Origin of the sequence: Cupriavidus sp. UME77 (assembly GCF_014170355.1) — a bacterium.
GTDB lineage: Bacteria > Pseudomonadota > Gammaproteobacteria > Burkholderiales > Burkholderiaceae > Cupriavidus > Cupriavidus basilensis.
In genome coordinates this window covers 164,310-185,011 of the sequence record NZ_LZZU01000060.1, presented here as the reverse complement: position 1 = coordinate 185,011, position 20,702 = coordinate 164,310, and the positions used below count along the sequence as shown (strand labels likewise).

Genomic DNA, 20,702 nt, shown 5'->3' with positions numbered 1-20,702 from the left:
CAAGCCAATACGAGAAGTTACGTAGACAAGCAGACCGCAGGACGACCCGATGAACGCCTTCATGCATACCGCGCTGGGCATTACCGATTTCTGGACCTTTGTGCTCGGCACGATTTTTATCGTGCTGCTGCCGGGGCCGAACTCGATGTATGTGCTATCCGTTGCGGCGCAACGCGGCGTGCGCGAAGGCTACAAGGGTGCCTGCGGGGTGTTCCTGGGGGACGCCATCCTGATGGTGCTGTCGGCGGCGGGCGTGGCCTCGCTGCTCAAAGCCAGCCCCGCCTTGTTCTACGTGGTGAAGTACATCGGTGCCGCTTATCTGGGCTGGATCGGTTTCCAGATGCTGCGCGGTGCCGTGCGCGCATGGTTGAGCCGTGGCGGCGATGGCGGGACGGCGGCGCAGGCCGAAACGCCTGTGGACCGCGCGGTCAGCCCGTTTCGCAAGGCGCTGGTGGTGAGCCTGCTCAACCCCAAGGCCATCCTGTTCTTCATCTCCTTCTTCATCCAGTTCGTCGATCCGCAGTTCGGCTACCCGGCGCTGTCGTTTGTCGCGCTGGGGCTGGTGTGCCAGTTGTGCAGCTTCGCCTACCTGACCGCGATCATCTTCGTGGGCGCCAGGCTGGCCGAAGCATTTCGCCGCCGACGACGCCTGTCTGCGGGCATGGCGAGCGGGGTAGGCGCCATGTTCATCGGCTTCGGCGCCAAGCTGGCGACGGCCACCCTGAACTGAATCGAATCCTGATATCCGGTGCGGTCCGCGCGATTGTGCGGACCGGCCAATAATGAGAGCGTGCAATGCCAAAGCGCACAGACATAAAGAGCATCCTGATCATCGGCGCCGGCCCCATCATCATCGGGCAGGCGTGCGAGTTCGACTATTCCGGCGCCCAGGCCTGCAAGGCGCTGCGCGAGGAAGGTTTCAAGGTCGTGCTGGTGAATTCGAACCCGGCCACGATCATGACCGATCCCAACACGGCCGATGTGACCTACATTGAGCCGATCACCTGGGAAGTGGTCGAGCGCATCATTGAAAAAGAGCGTCCCGACGCCATCCTGCCGACCATGGGCGGCCAGACCGCGCTGAACTGCGCGCTGGATCTGCATCGCCATGGCGTGCTGGCAAAGTACAACGTCGAGTTGATCGGCGCGTCGCCGGAGGCCATCGACAAGGCCGAGGATCGCCAGAAGTTCAAGGAAGCGATGACCAAGATCGGCCTGGGCTCGGCCAAGTCCGGCATCGCCCACTCGATGGAAGAAGCGCTGGCCGTGCAGACGCAGATTGCCAAGGAAACCGCCACCGGCGGCTACCCGATCGTGATCCGCCCGTCTTTCACGCTGGGCGGCTCCGGCGGCGGCATTGCCTACAACCGCGAAGAATTCGAGGAAATCTGCAAGCGCGGCCTGGATCTCTCGCCGACCCGCGAACTGCTGATCGAAGAGTCGCTGCTGGGCTGGAAAGAGTATGAGATGGAAGTGGTCCGCGACAAAAAGGACAACTGCATCATCATCTGCTCGATCGAGAACCTGGACCCGATGGGCATCCACACCGGCGACTCCATCACGGTGGCACCCGCCCAGACCCTGACCGACAAGGAATACCAGATCCTGCGTAACGCCTCGTTGGCGGTGCTGCGCGAGATCGGCGTCGATACCGGCGGCTCCAACGTGCAGTTCTCGATCAACCCGGCCGATGGCCGCATGATCGTGATTGAAATGAACCCGCGCGTGTCGCGTTCGTCGGCGCTGGCCTCCAAGGCTACCGGCTTCCCGATCGCCAAGGTCGCCGCCAAGCTGGCAGTGGGCTACACGCTGGACGAGCTGAAGAACGAGATCACCGGCGGCGCGACCCCGGCCTCGTTCGAGCCGTCGATCGACTACGTGGTCACCAAGGTGCCGCGTTTCGCCTTCGAGAAATTCCCGCAGGCCGACAGCCACCTGACCACCCAGATGAAGTCCGTGGGTGAAGTGATGGCCATGGGCCGTACCTTCCAGGAATCGTTCCAGAAGGCCCTGCGCGGCCTGGAAGTGGGCGTGGACGGCCTGGACGACAAGTCCACCGACCGCGACGAGATCGTCGAGGAAATCGGCGAAGCCGGCCCGGACCGCATCTGGTACGTGGGCGACGCCTTCCGCATCGGCATGTCGCTGGAAGAAGTGCACGCCGAGACCGCCATCGACCCGTGGTTCCTGGCCCAGATCGAAGACATCGTCAAGACCGAGACCCTGGTCAAGGCACGCAAGCTGGACAGCCTGTCGGCCGCCGAGCTGCGTCACCTGAAGCAGAAGGGTTTCTCGGACCGCCGCCTGGCCAAGCTGATGGGCGCCGAGCCCGCGGCCGTGCGCGTTGCGCGCCATGCCGCCGGCGTGCGCCCGGTGTACAAGCGCGTGGACACCTGCGCTGCCGAGTTCGCCACCAATACCGCCTACATGTACGGCACGTATGAAGCCGAGCATGGCGAGTGCGAAGCCGACCCCACCACCAATCGCAAGATCATGGTGCTGGGCGGCGGCCCGAACCGGATCGGCCAGGGCATCGAGTTCGACTACTGCTGCGTGCACGCCGCGCTGGCACTGCGCGAAGACGGGTACGAGACCATCATGGTCAACTGCAACCCGGAAACCGTGTCGACCGACTACGACACCTCGGACCGCCTCTACTTCGAGCCGCTGACGCTCGAAGACGTGCTGGAAATCGTCGACCGCGAAAAGCCCGTCGGCGTGATCGTGCAGTACGGCGGCCAGACCCCGCTGAAGCTGGCGCTGGACCTGGAAGCCAACGGCGTGCCCATCATCGGCACCAGCCCCGACATGATCGATGCCGCGGAAGACCGCGAGCGTTTCCAGAAGCTGCTGCATGAATTGGGCCTGCGCCAGCCGCCCAACCGCACCGCCCGTGCCGAGGACGAAGCACTGCGCCTGGCCACCGAGATCGGTTATCCGCTGGTGGTGCGCCCGTCGTACGTGCTGGGTGGCCGCGCGATGGAAATCGTGCATGAGCCGCGCGACCTCGAGCGCTACATGCGTGAAGCCGTCAAGGTGTCGCACGACTCCCCGGTGCTGCTGGACCGCTTCCTGAACGACGCCATCGAGTGCGACGTCGATGCCCTGTGCGACGGCCAGCGCGTGTTTATCGGCGGCGTGATGGAGCATATCGAGCAAGCCGGCGTGCACTCGGGCGACTCCGCCTGCTCGCTGCCCCCTTACTCGCTGGCACAAGCCACCGTGGACGAACTCAAGCGCCAGACCGCGGCGATGGCCAAGGCCCTCAATGTGATCGGCCTGATGAACGTGCAGTTCGCCATCCAGCAAGTCAATGGCGAGGATATCGTCTACGTGCTGGAAGTGAACCCGCGCGCCTCGCGTACCGTGCCTTATGTGTCCAAGGCCACCGGCCTGTCGCTGGCCAAGATCGCCGCGCGCTGCATGGCAGGCCAGACGCTCGACTCGCAAGGCGTGTTCGACGAAGTGGTGCCCCCGTACTTCAGCGTCAAGGAAGCGGTGTTCCCCTTCAACAAGTTCCCCGGTGTCGACCCGGTGCTTGGACCAGAGATGCGCTCCACCGGTGAGGTGATGGGCGTGGGCAAGACCTTCGGCGAAGCCCTCTTCAAGAGCCAGCTCGCCGCGGGCTCGCGCCTGCCGGAGAAGGGCACTGTGTTGCTGACCGTCAAGGACAGCGACAAGCCGCACGCGGTTGGCGTGGCGCGCATGCTGCACGACATGGGCTACCCGATTGTCGCCACCCGCGGCACCGCGTCGGCCATCGAAGCCGCTGGCATCCCGGTGCGCGTGGTCAACAAGGTGAAGGACGGCCGTCCGCACATCGTCGACATGCTCAAGAACGGCGAGCTGGCGCTGGTGTTCACCACCGTGGACGAAACCCGTACCGCCATCGCCGACTCGCGCTCGATCCGCATCTCGGCGCTGGCCAGCCGGGTGCCTTACTACACCACGATCGCCGGCGCGCGCGCCGCGGTGGAGGGCCTCAAGCACATGCAGAGCCTGGAGGTCTATGACCTGCAAAGCCTGCACGCCTCGCTGCCCTGAGGCGCGAAGACCGAAAGACGGTAGAGTGGACGGCTGAAGGCCTCCGGGCCGCCCGCAGTTGCTGCGGGCGGCCGTCTTGGCCTAAACTAACAGCAATTTCGTCGATCTAACCGTCGATACAACCTGACAACCTCAAAGCCGCGGTTGAGCGGAAGTGCCCCGGGCAGTGATGCCGGCGCATGGTTCCTGCTCCGCTGCGGCTCATTTTTTTGCTGAACGAAGACATGAGCATTCCGATTACCAAGCGCGGTGCCGAGCTGCTGAAAGAGGAACTGCAGCGCCTGAAGGCCGTCGAACGTCCCGCCGTGATCAACGCCATTTCCGAAGCACGTGCGCAAGGCGACCTCTCCGAGAACGCCGAATACGATGCCGCCAAGGAAAAGCAGGCCTTTATCGAAGGCCGGATCATCGAGGTGGAGTCCAAGCTGTCGGCGGCGCAGGTCATCGACCCGACCCAGCTCGATACTGATGGCCGCATCGTGTTTGGCGCGACCGTCGACCTCGAAGACCTGGAATCGGGCAAGCCCGTGAGCTACCAGATCGTCGGCGACGACGAGGCCGACCTGGATAGCGGCAAGATTTCCGTCAGCTCGCCGATCGCGCGTGCGCTGATCGGCAAGTTCGAGGGCGATGTGGCGATCGTGCTGGCCCCTGGCGGCGAGCGCGAATACGAAGTCATCACGGTTCGCTACGTCTGAACGAGGCTGCGTGTTCTCTTCCTCCTATTCGAGCCTGCCGCCGCTGCCGCATCGGATCTTCCTCCTGCTGACCGTGGTCTGGGCCGGCAGTCTGTGGACAGTGGGCTACATGGTGGCCCCGACGTTGTTTTCCGTGCTGCCCAGCCGCGAGACGGCAGGCTTGATCGCCGGGCAACTGTTCCGGACCGAGGCCATCCTGGGCGTGGTGGTCGGCGTGCTGCAGCTGGCGCTGTGCAACCTGATGATCCGCCGTGGCGCGGGACGCTATCGCGGCCTGCGCTGGCTTGTGCTGGGCATGCTGCTGTGCGTGCTGGCGGGGTATTTCGGTATCCAGCCCTTCATGGAAAGCCTGAAGGAGAAGGCGACGGCGCTTGGCGTGGGCGTGTCCGAGTCGCCCTATAAAGGGCAATTCGGCATGCTGCATGGAGTGTCCAGCGTGTTCTACCTGGTGCACAGCTTGCTGGCGCTGGTCACCGTGTGGCGCGCAGCGGCGCCGCGCTCGGCTGGCGAGTGAGGCGCAAGGGGCGAGCCCAGGGCGCTGTCCCTTGCCATGCCGGCGGCCCGGGCGGGCGCGCTGGCATGGCTTCGACATTAGTCGAGCGCTTTCTTCTTCTGGCTGGTCGGGCGGACGCGCGCGCGCTTGACGTTGCCGCCGGCGGTGACGCGTTCATTGCCCAGCACCGTCACTTGCGAGCGCTTGGGGCGCCGATTGGGCGCGGCGCTAGGCTTCTTGACCGTGACAGTGCGCGGGGCGGCGCCGCCCCGCGGGGCCAAGCGGCCCAGTTCCTGCGGACGATTTTCCTTCAGGACGGCCGGACCCGGGCGCCATACCACCAGCAGCTTGCCGATATGCTGGATCGGAGCGGCGTCCAGATCTTCGCAGATGGTTTCGTACATGGCGATGCGGCTTTCGCGGTCGTCGCCGAATACGCGGATCTTGATCAGGTCATGAGATGCCAGGCTACGGTCGATTTCGGCCAGGACGGGACGCGTCAGACCTTCGCCGCCGATCATCACGACCGGATTAAGGCCATGGGCACGGGAGCGGAGTTCTGAACGCTGGGCGGGAATAAGTTGAAGAGCGGGCATAAGTAAAGCGCAGGCGAGGGCGCAAATGGGCGCGCAAGTGGTGCGCAAACCAAGGCACCGAAGTGCCGAAAAAGCGAATCGGCGCGTATTATCCGTCAAACTGGCGCGGTCAGGCTGCAAAAACAGCAAAACGAGTGAAAAACGCACGGGCGGCCGCGGGCCGGCGGCGTTTTTCTCCATACAGATGTATCCGGAATGGCCAAGAACAAATTCAATCAGGCGTGGTTGCACGACCATATCAACGATCCCTACGTCAAATTGGCGCAGCGCGAGGGCTACCGCGCCCGCGCAGCGTATAAGCTGAAGGAGATCGACGAGCAGGACAAGCTGATCCGCCCCGGCCAGGTCATTGTCGACCTCGGCGCGGCCCCCGGCAGCTGGAGCCAGTACGCCCGCAACAAGCTGGCGGCATCTTCGCGCGCCAAGGACGGCGGCATCGACGGCGCGGTGATTGCCATCGATCTGTTGCCCATGGAAGCTGTCGCCGACGTCACATTTATCCAGGGTGACTTCCGCGAGGAGGATGTTTTCCGCCAGTTGGAGGAAATCGTGCTGCAAGCGTCCGGCGGCGCGAAGATTGATCTTGTTTTGTCGGACATGGCCCCCAATTTGTCCGGTGTAGCCTTTGCCGATGCGGCTCGTATCGATTACTTATGTGACCTGGCGCTGGAATTTGCCCAGGCCCATCTGAAGCCGGAGGGCTCATTGCTGGTAAAGTGTTTCCATGGCAGCGGCTACAGCCAGATCGTGGAGAAGTTCAAACGCCAGTTCAAGGTGGTCGCCAAACGCAAGCCCAAGGCGTCACGCGATAAGTCTTCCGAGACCTTCATTCTTGGGCGTTTCCTCAAGTCGGCGGGGTGAGGCGGTGCCTATCGCTTCGATGAATTTGCTTTTTACCCCGACGCCGGGCGCTGCATTACAATGCAGCTATCCCGTTGGCAAGGCGTTCGTAAAGGAGTTTGGCCTTGAATAACAACCTGTTTCAAAAGGCGGCAATCTGGCTCGTGATCGCGCTGGTGTTGTTTACCGTCTTCAAGCAGTTCGACAAGCCCCGCACGCAGGAAGGCGTCACCTATTCGCAGTTCATGGATGATGCCAAGGCCGGCAAGGTGGGCCGGGTTGACGTGCAAGGCCGCAATCTGGTGGTGACGCCCAAGGAAGGGCAGAAGTACACCATCATTTCGCCGGGCGACATCTGGATGGTTGGCGACCTGATGAAGTTCGGCGTCCAGGTTACCGGCAAGGCAGACGACGAGCCCAACATGCTGGTGCAGGCCCTGTATTACCTCGGGCCCACCCTGCTGATCATCGTGTTCTGGTTCTACATGATGCGGCAGATGCAGGGCGGCGGGAAAGGCGGTGCCTTCTCCTTCGGCAAGTCGCGCGCGCGCCTGATCGATGAAAACCAGAATGCAGTCACTTTCCAGGATGTCGCTGGTTGCGACGAATCCAAGGAAGAAGTGATCGAACTGGTGGACTTCCTCAAGGATCCGCAGAAATTCCAGAAGCTGGGCGGTCGTATCCCGCGCGGTGTGCTGCTGGTTGGCCCTCCAGGCACCGGCAAGACGCTGCTGGCGCGTGCCATCGCCGGCGAAGCCAAGGTGCCGTTCTTCAGCATCTCGGGCTCGGATTTCGTTGAAATGTTCGTCGGCGTGGGCGCGGCCCGTGTCCGCGACATGTTCGAGAATGCCAAGAAGCAGGCGCCCTGCATCGTCTTCATCGACGAAATCGATGCGGTCGGCCGTCACCGCGGCGCCGGCATGGGCGGCGGCAACGACGAGCGCGAGCAGACCCTCAACCAGATGCTGGTGGAGATGGACGGTTTCGAGGCCAACTCGGGCGTGATCGTGATCGCCGCGACCAACCGTTCGGACGTCCTCGACAAGGCGCTGCTGCGCCCGGGCCGTTTCGACCGTCAGGTGTATGTCGGCCTGCCCGACATCCGCGGCCGCGAGCAGATCCTCAAGGTTCACATGCGCAAGGTGCCGATCGGCAACGACGTCGATGCCTCGGTGATCGCACGTGGTACCCCGGGCTTCTCCGGCGCCGACCTGGCCAACCTGGTCAACGAAGCCGCGCTGTTCGCCGCCCGCCGCAGCAAGCGCGTGGTCGACATGCAGGACTTCGAGGACGCCAAGGACAAGATCTACATGGGCCCGGAGCGCAAGTCCACGGTCATGCGCGAGGAAGAACGCCGCGCAACCGCGTACCACGAGTCCGGCCATGCGGTGGTGGCGAAGCTGCTGCCCAAGGCGGATCCGGTGCACAAGGTCACCATCATGCCGCGCGGCTGGGCACTGGGCGTGACCTGGCAGCTGCCGGAGCACGACAAGTACTCGAAGTACAAGGACAACATGCTTGACGAGATCGCCATCCTGTTTGGCGGCCGCGCGGCGGAAGAGGTCTTCCTCAACGCCATGAGCACCGGTGCTTCCAATGACTTCGAGCGCGCCACCAAAACGGCTCGCGACATGGTCACCCGCTTCGGCATGAGCGACACCCTGGGCACCATGGTCTACGTGGATACCGAGCAGGATGGCATGTTCGGCAAGATGTCCTCCAAGACGGTGTCGGAAGCTACCCAGGTCAAGGTCGATGCGGAAATCCGCCGCATCGTCGACGAGCAATATGGTCTGGCCAAGCGCCTGCTCGAAGAAAACCGCGACAAGGTCGAAGCCATGACCGCAGCCCTCATGGAATGGGAAACCATCGATGCGGACCAGGTCAACGACATCATGGCGGGCAAGCCGCCGCGGCCGCCGCGTGGCGCGTCCAGCCAGAACGGTGGTGGCAACACCCCGTCGGGTGGCTCGCCGGTGGCCCCGACCAACGCTCCGGCCACGGCCTGAGCGGATGGCCGGCACGATGTTGTCACTGGCGCTCCGGTAATCCGTAGCGCGCTGGCGCGGTTGTCGTGGTTGTAGCGGTCGTTCACCAAGCCTGAAGCCGGCGCCTTGTGCGCCGGCTTTTTTCTTTGCAGGCGCGTACGTCGCGCAACGGTTTTCCACTTTCCTGGCTTTTGTCCTTTCGCATCTTGTCACCGATCTCAACCGATTCGAGTTTCCAGTGCGGCCGCTACCGCTTCGCGCGCGACCGTCGTCCGCTGGTGATGGGCATCCTGAACGTCACCCCCGATTCCTTTTCCGATGGTGGCCAGCATGCAGGCCGCGATGCCGCCTTGCGCCACGCCGAGCGCATGATTGCCGAAGGCGTGGACATCATTGATATTGGCGGCGAGTCCAGCCGGCCGGGGTCGGCGGCATTGCCGCTGGACGAGGAGCTGGCGCGCGTGCTGCCGATGGTCGAGGCGCTGCGCGACTGTGGCCGGCCGCTCTCCATCGATACCTACAAGCCGGAAGTCATGCGCGCGGCGCTGGCTGCCGGGGCGGACCTGATCAATGACATCTGGGGCTTTCGCATGCCTGGTGCCGTCGAGGCGGTGAGTGAGGCACAGGCGGGGCAGGCCGGACTTTGCGTGATGCATATGCAGCGCGATCCACAGACCATGCAGGAGCAACCCCAGTACGAGGATGTGGTGCAAGAGGTGGCTGGTTTCCTGCGCGAGCGGGTGGATGCATTGCGCGCCGCCGGCGTGGCTGAAAGCCGCATCACGCTCGATCCGGGCTTTGGCTTTGGCAAGGCGCCGGATCATAATCTGCAGCTGCTGGGCCAGTTGCCGCAACTGGCGGTGGATGGCCTGCCCTTGCTGGTTGGCCTGTCGCGCAAGTCGACGCTCGGCGCGATCCTGGGCGGGCGGCCGCCGCAGCAGCGGATCGCCGCCAGCCTGGCAGCGGCAGTGTGCGCCGCGGAACGCGGGGCGTATATCGTGCGTGTGCACGACGTGGAACAAACTGTGGATGCGCTCAAGATCTGGTGGGCCATCCGTCATGAAACTATTGCCTGTTAACATTTGTTTTGACTACGGGCATCCAGCATTGCGCGCTTAGCCTTTAGCATTCGGCATCCGCAACACCGAACAACGGGAGATTGACCATATGACACGCAAGTATTTCGGCACGGACGGGATTCGTGGCAGGGTTGGCGAGGCGCCGATCACGCCCGACTTCGTGATGCGCCTGGGCTATGCGGCGGGCATGGTGCTCGCCCATGGCGCGAAGCAGCAAGATCAGGCGCGTCCGACCGTACTGATCGGCAAGGACACGCGCATTTCCGGCTATATGCTGGAGGCCGCGCTAGAGGCCGGCTTTACCTCGGCTGGCGTCAACGTGCTGCTGACGGGGCCGCTGCCGACACCGGGCGTGGCCTATCTCACGCGTGCGCTACGCTTGTCGGCAGGCGTGGTGATCTCCGCCAGCCACAACCCGTACTATGACAACGGCATCAAGTTCTTCTCTGCCGATGGCGACAAGCTGCCGGACGCCGTGGAAATGGCAATCGAGCAAGCGCTGGAAGAGCCGATGGTCTGCGTGCGCTCGGACGATCTCGGCCGCGCGCGCCGCATCGAGGATGCCGCTGGCCGCTACATCGAATTCTGCAAGAGCACGTTCCCCTACGAGCAAGACCTGCACAAGCTCAAGCTGGTGGTGGACTGCGCGCATGGCGCCGCCTATCACATTGCTCCGCACGTCTTCCATGAGCTTGGCGCCGACGTGATCTCGATCGGCAACCAGCCGGATGGCCGCAACATCAACGCCGGCTACGGTGCGACGGCCCCGGAAAAACTGATCGAAGCGGTCAAGGCCAATGGCGCCGATCTCGGCCTGGCCTTCGACGGCGACGCGGACCGCCTGCAGGTGGTGGACCGCGACGGACGCCTGTTTAACGGGGATGAACTGCTGTACCTGATCGTCCAGGACCGCCTGCAGGCGGGCCAGGCCGTGGAGGGCGCGGTGGGCACGCTGATGACCAATATGGCGGTGGAGCTCGCGCTCAAGCGCCAGGGCGTGGAGTTCGTGCGCGCCAAGGTGGGCGACCGCTATGTGCTGGAAGAGCTGAACAAGCGCAAGTGGACGCTGGGCGGCGAGGGCTCGGGCCATCTGCTCTGCCTGGACCGCCACACTACCGGCGACGGCATCGTCTCCGCGTTGCAGGTGCTGGCCGCGTTGCGCCGTAGCGGCAAGACCCTGTCGCAATTGCTGGAAGGCGTTTCGCTGTTCCCGCAAACGCTGATCAATGTGCGCGTGGAAAAGGGCTTTGACTGGCAGTCCCACGCGGGCCTGAGCGCGGCGCGCGCCGTGATCGAGCCGCAACTCGAGGGCCGGGGCCGGGTATTGATCCGAGCATCGGGGACCGAGCCGGTGGTGCGGGTGATGGTCGAAGCCGAGAAGGTCGAGACCGCGGAGCAGGCAGCCCAGACGCTGGCGGACGCTTTGCGGGCCTGAGCGCAACCGCTTCTGCTTCATCGTCACTAGCTGTTGCTGAGACGCCGGGCTGCTGCCCGGCGTTTTTTTCTTTAGAAAAGCATTTAACCGCAAATTTTTGGGCTTGCGGAAGGCCGGAGACGGGTCGAGACGGACATGGCTGGCGCGCCGATCGATGTGCTGAGAGAGGCTGGCCTCGCGAACTTTAGAGAAGATTTCGTGATGTCATGGAATTGTCATAGTCGGGGCTTAAAGTTCGAGTTGTCAAAAAATTGTCATTCCCCAACCATGTCTCTGGAGGACATATGAAGCTGGTCAAGACTGCCGTAGCAGGCATCGTGTCGTTGGTGGTGGCGGGCACTGCGTTCGCGGCGGAAATTACCGGTGCTGGCGCTTCTTTCCCGGCGCCCGTGTATTCCAAGTGGGCCGACGCATACCAGAAAGCAACGGGTAACAAGGTCAACTATCAATCCATCGGCTCGTCTGGCGGCATCAAGCAGATCGGCGCCAAGACTGTCGATTTCGGTGCCTCCGACGCGCCCCTGAAGGACGAAGAGCTGGCCAAGCAAGGCTTGGTGCAGTTTCCCACGGTGATCGGCGGCGTGGTGCCGGTGATCAACCTGCAAGGCATCAAGCCGGGTGAGCTGACCATCACCGGCGAAGTGCTGGCGAACATCTACCTGGGCAAGATCAAGAAGTGGGACGATCCCGCCATCAAGGCACTGAACCCGCACGCCAAGCTGCCGAGCCAGGACATCCTGCCGGTGCGCCGCGCCGATGGTTCGGGCACCACCTTCATCTTCACCAACTATCTGTCCAAGGTCAGCCCGGACTGGAAGAGCTCGGTGGGCGAGGGCACCACGGTCAACTGGCCGGGCGGCGGCACCGGCGGCAAGGGTAACGAAGGCGTGGCCGCTTTCGTACAACGCCTGAATGGCGCCATCGGCTACGTCGAGTACGCCTACGCCAAGCAGAACAAGATGACCCACCTGAACATGAAGAACGCTGCCGGCGCAGTGGTTCAGCCTGGTGACGACGGCTTCAAGGCAGCAGCAGCAGGCGCCGACTGGAGCAAGACCTACTACCAGATCCTGACCAACGAACCGGGCAAGACGGCATGGCCGATCGCCGGCGCGACCTTCATCCTGGTGCACAAGAACCAGGAAAAGGCAGCGCAGGGCGCCGAAGTGCTGAAGTTCTTCGACTGGGCGTACAAGAGCGGCGGCAACATGGCCAGCGAACTTGACTATGTACCGCTGCCGGACGCCGTGGTGAACCAGATCCGCGCGACCTGGAAGAACTCGGTCAAGGACGGTTCGGGCAAGGCGTTGTACAACTGATCGGCGGGCTGCCATGGCAGCCGCGCCATGCCGGTCCGGCGTCCCAGGGGCGCCGGACCGGCGGCATTGAAGACAGCAAAGCAGTAGAAGCAGAAGCAGTAGAAGAAGCGCAGCAAACGCGGCAACCCGCGCGAGCAAGCACGACGCAATGCAAGGGGCCGATCGGCCCGAGCGGTCGGCGCGGCTAGCCAGCAGCCTACTAAACGAACTCCAATACCACATCATGGCGACTACATCCGATCTATCCGCAGTACGGCCGCCTAGCCGTACCGGTGACATCCTGTTTGGTGGCCTGACGCGCGGCGCTGCCATCGTGACCTTGCTGCTGCTTGGCGGCATCATCGTTTCGCTCGCGATCAGCGCCTGGCCTTCCATCGAGGCCTTCGGCCTGCGCTTCCTGTGGACCGCCGAGTGGGATCCACCCGCGGACGTCTATGGCGCGCTGGTGCCGATCTACGGCACCATCGTCACCTCCCTGATCGCCCTGATCATCGCGGTGCCCATCAGCTTTGGCATCGCGCTGTTCCTGACCGAGCTGTCGCCGGCCTGGCTGCGCCGCCCGCTCGGCACCGCCATCGAATTGCTGGCCGCCGTACCCTCGATCGTCTACGGCATGTGGGGCCTGCTGGTCTTCTCGCCGATCTTCGGCGAGTACTTCCAGAAGCCGCTGGCCGCCACCGTGGGCCAGGTGCCGCTGATCGGCAAGCTGTTCCAGGGTGCGCCCCTGGGTATCGGCCTGCTGTGCGCCGGCGTGATCCTGGCCATCATGATCATTCCCTACATCGCGTCCGTGATGCGCGATGTGTTCGAAGTGACCCCGGTGTTGCTCAAGGAATCGGCCTATGGCATCGGCTGCACCACGTGGGAAGTGATGTGGCGCGTGGTGCTGCCCTTCACCCGTGCCGGCGTGATCGGCGGCGTGATGCTGGGCCTGGGCCGCGCGCTGGGCGAGACCATGGCGGTCACCTTCGTGATCGGCAATACCAACCTGCTGGACAACGCCTCGCTGTTCTCGCCGGGCAACAGCATTACCTCGGCGCTGGCCAATGAGTTCGCCGAAGCCGGCGCTGGCCTGCATACCGCCGCACTGATGGAGCTTGGCCTGATCCTGTTCTTCATCACGTTCGTGGTCCTGGCGCTGTCCAAGATCCTGTTGCTCCGCCTGGCCAAGAGCGAGGGTGCAAAATGAGCCAAGCCGCCATGTCTTCCTCCTCCACGTCGATTCCGGCAGTCAGTCCGGATGCGGATGCCACGCGCACGCGCCTGCAGGCACGGCGCCGCCGCACCAATTTCTATGCCCTGACCGCGTCGCTGGGCGCCATGGGGTTCGGTCTGTTCTGGCTGGCCTGGATCCTGTGGACCACCATTTCGCTGGGAGTGGGCGGCCTGTCGATGGATCTGTTCACGCAGATGACGCCGGCGCCGAATACCGCCGGCGGTGGCCTGGCCAATGCGATCTACGGCAGCTTCGTGATGGTGGGCCTCGCCACGCTGTGCGGAACGCCCTTGGGCATCCTGGCTGGCATCTACCTGGCCGAATACGGCAAGACGTCGCCGCTGGCCAGTTTCATCCGCTTTATCAATGACATCCTGCTGTCGGCGCCGTCGATCGTGATCGGCCTGTTCGTCTACGCGCTGGTGGTGACCCGCATGGGCCATTTCTCCGCCTGGGCCGGCATCTGCGCGCTGGCGTTGCTGCAGATTCCGATCGTGGTGCGCACGACCGAGAACATGCTGAACCTGGTCCCCAATGCGCTGCGCGAAGCTGCCTTCGCGCTCGGCACGCCCAAGTGGAAGATGGTGCTGTCGATCACGGTGAAGTCGTCGTATGCAGGCATCGTCACCGGCGTGCTGCTGGCGGTTGCGCGTATCGCCGGCGAGACCGCGCCGCTGCTGTTCACGGCCTTGTCCAACCAGTTCTGGACCAGCGACCTGAACAAGCCGATGGCGAACCTGCCGGTGACCATCTTCCGCTTCGCCATGAGCCCGTTCGTCGAGTGGCAGCAACTGGCCTGGGCCGGCGTGTTCCTGATTACCGTTGGTGTGCTGGCGCTCAATATCCTGGCACGCATGCTGTTCAAGAAATGACCGGCAGCGCGATAGCCGCACGGCCTACCCCAAATTCTTTGCGAGAGACGAGCATGACCTCGACCGTCATCGACATTCCCGACACGACCCGCGCCAAGATCGACGTGCGCAACCTGAACTTCTACTACGGCCAGTTCCATGCGCTGAAGAACGTCAACATGTCGATTCCCGAGCGCAAGGTAACGGCCTTCATTGGTCCGTCCGGCTGCGGCAAGTCGACGCTGTTGCGCACCTTCAACAAGATGTACGCGCTCTATCCGGAGCAGCGTGCCGAGGGCGAGATCAACATGGATGGCGAGAACCTGCTGACCGCCAAGAAGGACATCGCTCTGCTGCGTGCCAAGGTTGGCATGGTGTTCCAGAAACCCACGCCGTTCCCCATGTCGATCTATGACAATATCGCCTTTGGGGTGCGCCTGTTCGAGAAGCTGTCTCGCTCCGAGATGGACGACCGCGTGGAATGGGCGCTGTCCAAGGCGGCACTGTGGAACGAAGCCAAGGACAAGCTCAACCAGTCGGGCTACGGCCTGTCCGGCGGCCAGCAGCAGCGCTTGTGCATCGCGCGCGGCATCGCCATCCGCCCCGAAGTGCTGTTGCTGGATGAACCGTGCTCCGCACTTGACCCGATCTCGACCGGCCGCATCGAAGAACTGATCGCGGAACTGAAGGACGAGTACACGGTGGTGATCGTGACCCACAACATGCAGCAAGCCGCGCGCTGCTCGGACTACACCGCGTATATGTACCTGGGGGAACTGATCGAGTTCGGCGAGACCGAGAAGATCTTCATCAAGCCGCATCGCAAGGAAACCGAAGACTACATCACCGGCCGTTTCGGCTGATTGAGCGTTGCGCACATAACGCATAGCATACGAATAGAGCGGCTAGGAGAACAACATGTCTGACAAGCATCTGTCGACCCAATTCGACGCCGACCTCAACGCCATCAGCACGAAATTGCTGCAGATGGGCGGTCTGGTCGAGTCGCAGATCGAAAACGCCATGCGGGCGCTTTCTGAGTTCGACGCGGGCCTGGCCGACCAGGTCATCGCGCGCGAGCAGCACCTCAATGCCCTGGAACTCGAGATCGATGCCGATTGCGGCAACATCATCGCGCGCCGGCAGCCGACTGCGCGCGACCTGCGCCTGGTGATGGCGATTTCCAAGACCATCACCAACCTGGAGCGCGCCGGCGACGAGGCGGAGAAAATCGCCAAGCGCACCAAGCACATCATGGAAGACGCGGGCGCCCACCAGATCAATTACTCCGAGGTGAAGCTCTCGGGCGATCTGGCCATCGCGCTGCTGCGCCAGGCACTCGACGCCTTTGCGCGCCTGGACACCGTGGCTGCCGCCCGGATCGTCAAGGACGACAAGGCCATCGACGACGAATTCCGTGGGTTCGTGCGCAAGCTCATCACCTACATGATGGAAGACCCGCGCACGATCTCGGTCGCGCTGGATTTCCTCTTTATCGCCAAGGCGATCGAGCGCATTGGCGACCACGCCAAGAACATCGCTGAATTCATCATCTACATCGTCAAGGGAACCGACGTCCGCCACGCCTCGCGTGAGGACATGGAGCGCGAAGCGCTGAGTTAAGGCGCCACCGCGGAGAAAATTACATGCCAAGCAGCATTCTTGTTGTCGAAGACGAACCCGCGATTGCCGAACTGATCGCGGTCAACCTGCAACACGCGGGACATTATCCGATCCGGGCCTATAACGCCGAGCAGGCGCTGTCGCTGATGAGCGATGTGCTGCCCGACCTGGTGCTGCTCGACTGGATGCTCCCGGGCAAGTCGGGAGCGACCTTCGCCAAGGAACTGCGCAATAACGACCGCACCAAGCAGATTCCGATCATCATGCTTACCGCGCGCAGCGAGGAGCAGGACAAGGTGCTGGGACTCGAGGCCGGCGCGGACGACTACGTCACCAAGCCGTTCTCGCCCAAGGAACTGCTGGCCCGCATCAAGGCCGTGCTGCGCCGCCGCGCCCCGCAACTGACCGACGACGTCGTTGCCATCAATGGCCTGCGCCTTGACCCGGCCACGCATCGGGTCACCGGCCAGGATGAATCTGGCCTGATCAAGCTGGACCTGGGTCCTACCGAGTTCCGTCTGCTGCACTTCTTGATGACGCATCCGGAGCGCGTTCACAGCCGTTCGCAGCTGCTGGACCAGGTCTGGGGTGATCACGTGTTCGTGGAAGAGCGGACCGTCGACGTGCACATCAAGCGCCTGCGCGCCGCGCTGACCCCCGGCGGCTACAGCAACATGATCGAGACGGTGCGCGGCAGCGGCTACCGCCTGGCTCGCGCGCCCAGCCACTGATCGCAGGCTTGCCACGTCGCTTCCGGCGTGGCGCCTGTTACAGTTTGCCCGTTTCGTGGCACACTCCACCGCATTCCATGCGGTCTTGCCGCCTGCCTGACCTTCTCACTTCTTCATGAACGTCATCTGGGCCCGTTCGGCGGCCATCCTGATTTTCCTGGCCCTGGCTTCGGCGGGGCTGTACTTCTTGCTTGGCCCCGTGCCCGCGCTGGCCGTGCTGTGCGTTGGGTTGCTGGGGCATCTGCTCTATTACATCTACCAGATCAACCGGCTCTGGAAAGTGCTGGATGCGCCAGCCTATGGCGAGATTCCCAGCGCGCTGGGGCTATGGGGCGAGGTGTATTACCGCCTGCATCGCCTGGTCAAGCGCTGGCGCACCCAGGTGTTGCAGGTCGAGCAGCAACATACCCGCTTTATCCAGGCTATCCAGGCGTCGCCCAATGGCGTTCTGATGCTGGATGATGCCGACCAGATCGAATGGTGCAACGATGTGGCTGAGCAGCATTTTGGCCTCAATGCGCGGCGCGACGTGCGCCAGCGCATCACCCACCTGATCCGCCGGCCGGAATTCGTCCAGTACCTGCACTTGCAGCGTTTCGATGAGCCGCTCGTGATGCGCGACATGGGCGAGCACAAGCGCAGTGTGATCGCTGTGCAGATCCTGCCTTATGGCGAAAGCCGCAAGCTGGTGCTGACACACGACATCACCAAGGTGGAGAACACCGAGGCGATGCGCAGGGATTTCGTCGCCAACGTCTCTCACGAACTGAAGACACCACTGACGGTGCTGACCGGCTTCCTGGAAACGGTGCGCGACCTGCCTGTGTCTGAGCAGGATCGCAACCGCTACCTCGACATGATGCTGGTGCAGTCCATGCGCATGCAGCACCTGGTCGAGGACTTGCTGGTGCTGGCCAAGCTGGAAAGCGACGAGCAGCCGCCGAGCCAGGACCGGATCGATCTGGCCGAGCTGGTTGCGCATCTCGTGCACGATGCCGAGGCGCTGTCCCAGGGCGAGCACCAGATCTCTGCGCAGATCGATCCGGCCGTCACGATCCGCGGTGCGGAGCGTGAACTGCTTTCGGCCTTTGGGAATCTGGTTTCCAATGCGGTGCGCTATACGCCGGAGGGCGGGCGCATCAGCATCGCGCTGAACTACGAGAACGAGCACGCCATCTTCTCGGTCACCGATACGGGGCTGGGCATTGCCGCCGACCATATCCCGCGCCTCACCGAGCGTTTCTACCGGGTCGACCGCAGCCGTTCGCGCGACACCGGTGGGACCGGCCTCGGGCTCGCCATTGTCAAGCATGTGCTGTCGCGCCACCATGCCGACCTGCGCATCACCAGCGAAGTGGGGCGCGGCAGCGTGTTCCGCGTGGTCTTCCCGGTCGATCGCAGCGGCTATATGCCTAGCGCCTTGCCGCGACCGGGACAGTCGCCGCAGAAGGCGGCCTGAGCAGCGCCTGCTCGCCGCGTCGTGCATGGCATGGCGCACGCGAGGCGCGCCGTGCCAACCTCGCCCTCAGGCGCTGCCGAACAGGGCCAGCAGGTCGTTCTGGCTGACGTGCGGCTGCTTGGACTTGGTGTGCTTGCGGATGTAGCTGCCGTCGGGCTGCATGAGCCATGCGGAGGCATTGTCTTGCAGATGCACCCGCAGGCTCTCCTTGATGACCCGCGCCTTCAGTACCTTGTCCAGCACCGGGAATGCCACCTCGACGCGACGGAACAGGTTGCGGTCCATCCAGTCCGCGCTGGATAGGTAGACCACCTCCGTGCCACCGGCCAGGAAGTAATAGACCCGATGATGCTCGAGGAAGCGCCCGACGATGGAGCGCACCGTGATGTGCTCCGACAGGCCGGGCACTCCTGGGCGCAGCGCGCACACCCCACGGATGATCAGGTCGATCTTCACGCCGGCGCGTGATGCCTTGTACAGCTCGTCGATGATGGATGGTTCCAGCAGCGCATTCATCTTGGCCATGATGCGCGCGGGCTTGCCGGCGCGGGCGTTGCGGGCCTCCGCGCGGATATGCTCCACCAGATTGCTCTGCATGGTGAACGGCGACTGCCACAGGTGATTCAGGCGGATGGTGCCCGCAGTGCCCGTTAGCAGCTGGAACACGTGCTGGACGTCCTCGCAGATCTTCTCGTTGGCGGTGAGCAGGCCGAAATCGGTGTACAGGCGCGCGGTGCGCGGATGATAGTTCCCGGTGCCCAGGTGCGCGTAGCGGCGCAGCTTGAACTGCTTGCTCTTGGCACCTTCCAGTTCGCGGCGCACCATCAGCAGCATCTTGGCATGGCACTTGTGGCCAACCACACCGTAGACCACGTGCGCGCCGGCCGATTCGAGCCGCTCGGCCCAGTTGATGTTGGTTTCCTCGTCAAAGCGCGCCAGCAGTTCCACCACCACCGTGACTTCCTTGCCATTGCGCGCCGCGGTCATCAGCGCCTCCATCACCGGCGACTCGTTGCCGGTGCGGTAGACGGTCTGCTTGATGGCTACCACGGCAGGGTCGACGGCGGCCTGCTGCAGCAGGTCAAGCACGGAGCTGAAGCTCTCGTAGGGATGGTGCAGCAGCACGTCCTGCTGGCGGATCGCGTCGAACATCGAAGCGCCGGGCGCAAACACCTTGACCGGCGCCGGCACGTGCGGCGGGTACTTGAGGGCAGGGCGGTCGACCAGGTCGGGGATCTGCATCAGCCGCACCAGGTTGACCGGGCCGCTCACGCGGTACACGTCCTGCTCGCCCAGGCCGGATTCGAGCAGCAGGCGGCGTGCCATGGCCGGCGGGGTGTCGGACGAGATTTCCAGGCGCACGGTGTCGCCGAAGTGGCGGGTCGGCAGCTCGCCTTGCAGTGCCTCGCGCAGGTCCGTGATATCGTCCTCCGACACGAACAGGTCAGAGTTGCGGGTGACGCGGAACTGATAGCAGCCGTTGACCTTGATAGCGGGGAACAGCTCATGCACGAAGGCTTGCATGAAGGACGACAGCAGCACAAATCCGTAGGGATAGCCCGAGAGTTCCTCGGGCATCCTGACTACGCGCGGCAGTGCGCGGGGCGCCTGCACGATGGCCAGGTCGGCCTCGCGGCCGAAGGCATCCTTGCCCGACAATTCAATGACGAAATTCAGGCTCTTGTTGAGCACCCGCGGGAAGGGGTGGGCCGGGTCCAGCGCGATCGGCGTCAGGACCGGGCCGAGTTCGCGCGTGAAGAAGCCGCGCGCCCATTCGCGCTGCGCCTCGTTCCAGGTGGAGGCGAGGTGAAAGAACACCCCTTCTTTCTCCAACAGGGGGAAAATCACGTTTTGCAGCATGTCATACTGCATGGCCACCAGCTTTTGCACGCGCTCCGTGACAATCTGGTATGCCTGCTGCAAGGAAAGGCCGTCGGGCGTGATGCCGGAAGGATTGTCGCGCATCTGCTCCTTCAAGCCGGCCATGCGGATCTCGAAGAACTCGTCCAGATTACTTGAAACAATACAGATGAATTTCAGACGTTCGAGCAGCGGCACGTTGGCGTCAGCTGCCTGTGCCATGACTCTCGTATTGAATTCCAGAATGCCCATTTCGCGGTTGAGCAGCGTGCCGGGTGGGCTTGTCGACATAGGCATGACCTTCTTTTGGTAATGCGGCGACTTTTTCATAGAATCATGTCAAATTGATGACAATGTGATTTTGTCACGATGTAGACATGATAAAGACATATTTTCTACGGTTGGGCGAACCTGACTGCCCGACACCGTTATTTACGCCGCGGCTTGCGGCTTTTACCCACATTCCCCTA

17 protein-coding genes are annotated in these 20,702 nt (G+C 63.2%); 15 read left to right on the top strand and 2 right to left on the bottom strand.

Annotated elements, in window-relative coordinates:
* Positions 1-49: 49 nt before the first annotated feature.
* From leuE to A9975_RS24520, 4 genes are all read left to right on the top strand, one after another.
* A complete protein-coding gene (leuE, locus tag A9975_RS24535; protein ID WP_183035040.1) occupies positions 50-730 on the top strand; it encodes a leucine efflux protein LeuE in 681 nt (226 codons plus the stop codon).
* A 65-nt stretch (positions 731-795) separates the two neighbouring features.
* On the top strand, positions 796-4,044 hold the full coding sequence (carB, locus tag A9975_RS24530; protein WP_183035039.1) for a carbamoyl-phosphate synthase large subunit: 3,249 nt from the start codon (positions 796-798) through the stop codon (positions 4,042-4,044).
* Positions 4,045-4,268: 224 nt separating this feature from the next.
* Positions 4,269-4,742 carry a transcription elongation factor GreA gene (greA, locus tag A9975_RS24525; RefSeq protein ID WP_043352072.1) on the top strand — a complete coding sequence of 158 codons (474 nt, stop codon included), beginning with the start codon at positions 4,269-4,271 and terminating at the stop codon, positions 4,740-4,742.
* Positions 4,743-4,752: 10 nt separating this feature from the next.
* Entirely contained in the window at positions 4,753-5,256 is a 504-nt protein-coding gene (locus A9975_RS24520; RefSeq protein ID WP_183035038.1) for a DUF4149 domain-containing protein, read from the top strand.
* 77 nt (positions 5,257-5,333) lie between these two features.
* Here the strand turns inward: A9975_RS24520 and A9975_RS24515 are convergent, their stop codons facing one another.
* Complete coding sequence (locus A9975_RS24515; protein WP_043347609.1) at positions 5,334-5,831, bottom strand: YhbY family RNA-binding protein; 498 nt, start codon at positions 5,829-5,831, stop codon at positions 5,334-5,336.
* Positions 5,832-6,026: 195 nt separating this feature from the next.
* Here A9975_RS24515 and A9975_RS24510 point away from each other — a divergent pair, with 195 nt between their 5' ends.
* The 11 genes from A9975_RS24510 (at position 6,027) to phoR (ending at position 18,372) form a co-directional block, all read left to right on the top strand.
* Entirely contained in the window at positions 6,027-6,692 is a 666-nt protein-coding gene (locus tag A9975_RS24510) for an RlmE family RNA methyltransferase (protein ID WP_043347605.1), read from the top strand.
* A 104-nt stretch (positions 6,693-6,796) separates the two neighbouring features.
* On the top strand, positions 6,797-8,680 hold the full coding sequence (gene ftsH, locus A9975_RS24505) for an ATP-dependent zinc metalloprotease FtsH (RefSeq protein WP_150983315.1): 1,884 nt from the start codon (positions 6,797-6,799) through the stop codon (positions 8,678-8,680).
* A gap of 260 nt (positions 8,681-8,940) precedes the next feature.
* Positions 8,941-9,738 carry a dihydropteroate synthase gene (folP, locus tag A9975_RS24500; protein WP_255503425.1) on the top strand — a complete coding sequence of 266 codons (798 nt, stop codon included), beginning with the start codon at positions 8,941-8,943 and terminating at the stop codon, positions 9,736-9,738.
* Positions 9,739-9,826: 88 nt separating this feature from the next.
* A complete protein-coding gene (glmM, locus tag A9975_RS24495; RefSeq protein WP_183035037.1) occupies positions 9,827-11,173 on the top strand; it encodes a phosphoglucosamine mutase in 1,347 nt (448 codons plus the stop codon).
* A 284-nt stretch (positions 11,174-11,457) separates the two neighbouring features.
* Positions 11,458-12,492: a phosphate ABC transporter substrate-binding protein PstS gene (gene pstS / locus A9975_RS24490; RefSeq protein ID WP_183035036.1), complete on the top strand. Its 1,035-nt coding sequence runs from the start codon at positions 11,458-11,460 to the stop codon at positions 12,490-12,492.
* 223 nt (positions 12,493-12,715) lie between these two features.
* Positions 12,716-13,681 (top strand): phosphate ABC transporter permease PstC, encoded by a 966-nt coding sequence (pstC, locus tag A9975_RS24485; RefSeq protein WP_043347594.1) that lies wholly within the window; start codon positions 12,716-12,718, stop codon positions 13,679-13,681.
* An 11-nt stretch (positions 13,682-13,692) separates the two neighbouring features.
* The gene (gene pstA, locus A9975_RS24480; protein ID WP_370565407.1) at positions 13,693-14,580 is read left to right on the top strand and encodes a phosphate ABC transporter permease PstA; all 888 of its coding nucleotides are present in this window, start codon (positions 13,693-13,695) and stop codon (positions 14,578-14,580) included.
* Between the two features lie 53 nt (positions 14,581-14,633).
* Positions 14,634-15,422, top strand: a complete 789-nt coding sequence (gene pstB / locus A9975_RS24475) for a phosphate ABC transporter ATP-binding protein PstB (RefSeq protein WP_043347586.1) — start codon at positions 14,634-14,636, stop codon at positions 15,420-15,422.
* A gap of 55 nt (positions 15,423-15,477) precedes the next feature.
* On the top strand, positions 15,478-16,182 hold the full coding sequence (phoU, locus tag A9975_RS24470; RefSeq protein ID WP_150983319.1) for a phosphate signaling complex protein PhoU: 705 nt from the start codon (positions 15,478-15,480) through the stop codon (positions 16,180-16,182).
* A gap of 23 nt (positions 16,183-16,205) precedes the next feature.
* Positions 16,206-16,913, top strand: coding sequence for a phosphate regulon transcriptional regulator PhoB (gene phoB, locus A9975_RS24465; protein ID WP_043347578.1), 708 nt, complete (start codon positions 16,206-16,208; stop codon positions 16,911-16,913).
* A 115-nt stretch (positions 16,914-17,028) separates the two neighbouring features.
* Positions 17,029-18,372, top strand: coding sequence for a phosphate regulon sensor histidine kinase PhoR (gene phoR / locus A9975_RS24460; RefSeq protein WP_150983320.1), 1,344 nt, complete (start codon positions 17,029-17,031; stop codon positions 18,370-18,372).
* A gap of 66 nt (positions 18,373-18,438) precedes the next feature.
* Here phoR and ppk1 read toward each other — a convergent pair whose 3' ends face one another.
* Positions 18,439-20,562, bottom strand: coding sequence for a polyphosphate kinase 1 (gene ppk1, locus A9975_RS24455; RefSeq protein ID WP_183035034.1), 2,124 nt, complete (start codon positions 20,560-20,562; stop codon positions 18,439-18,441).
* Positions 20,563-20,702: the final 140 nt, after the last annotated feature.

Excerpts from the sequence above, each read along its gene's own strand:
- folP (WP_255503425.1), top strand. The coding sequence starts at position 8,941 with ATGGGCATCCTGAACGTCACCCCCGATTCCTTTTCCGATGGTGGCCAG.
- ppk1 (WP_183035034.1), bottom strand. The coding sequence starts at position 20,562 with ATGAAAAAGTCGCCGCATTACCAAAAGAAGGTCATGCCTATGTCGACA.
- leuE (WP_183035040.1), top strand. The coding sequence starts at position 50 with ATGAACGCCTTCATGCATACCGCGCTGGGCATTACCGATTTCTGGACC.
- glmM (WP_183035037.1), top strand. The coding sequence starts at position 9,827 with ATGACACGCAAGTATTTCGGCACGGACGGGATTCGTGGCAGGGTTGGC.
- phoU (WP_150983319.1), top strand. The coding sequence starts at position 15,478 with ATGTCTGACAAGCATCTGTCGACCCAATTCGACGCCGACCTCAACGCC.
- phoB (WP_043347578.1), top strand. The coding sequence starts at position 16,206 with ATGCCAAGCAGCATTCTTGTTGTCGAAGACGAACCCGCGATTGCCGAA.
- pstS (WP_183035036.1), top strand. The coding sequence starts at position 11,458 with ATGAAGCTGGTCAAGACTGCCGTAGCAGGCATCGTGTCGTTGGTGGTG.
- pstA (WP_370565407.1), top strand. The coding sequence starts at position 13,693 with ATGTCTTCCTCCTCCACGTCGATTCCGGCAGTCAGTCCGGATGCGGAT.
- A9975_RS24515 (WP_043347609.1), bottom strand. The coding sequence starts at position 5,831 with ATGCCCGCTCTTCAACTTATTCCCGCCCAGCGTTCAGAACTCCGCTCC.
- pstC (WP_043347594.1), top strand. The coding sequence starts at position 12,716 with ATGGCGACTACATCCGATCTATCCGCAGTACGGCCGCCTAGCCGTACC.
- A9975_RS24510 (WP_043347605.1), top strand. The coding sequence starts at position 6,027 with ATGGCCAAGAACAAATTCAATCAGGCGTGGTTGCACGACCATATCAAC.
- pstB (WP_043347586.1), top strand. The coding sequence starts at position 14,634 with ATGACCTCGACCGTCATCGACATTCCCGACACGACCCGCGCCAAGATC.
- greA (WP_043352072.1), top strand. The coding sequence starts at position 4,269 with ATGAGCATTCCGATTACCAAGCGCGGTGCCGAGCTGCTGAAAGAGGAA.
- phoR (WP_150983320.1), top strand. The coding sequence starts at position 17,029 with ATGAACGTCATCTGGGCCCGTTCGGCGGCCATCCTGATTTTCCTGGCC.
- carB (WP_183035039.1), top strand. The coding sequence starts at position 796 with ATGCCAAAGCGCACAGACATAAAGAGCATCCTGATCATCGGCGCCGGC.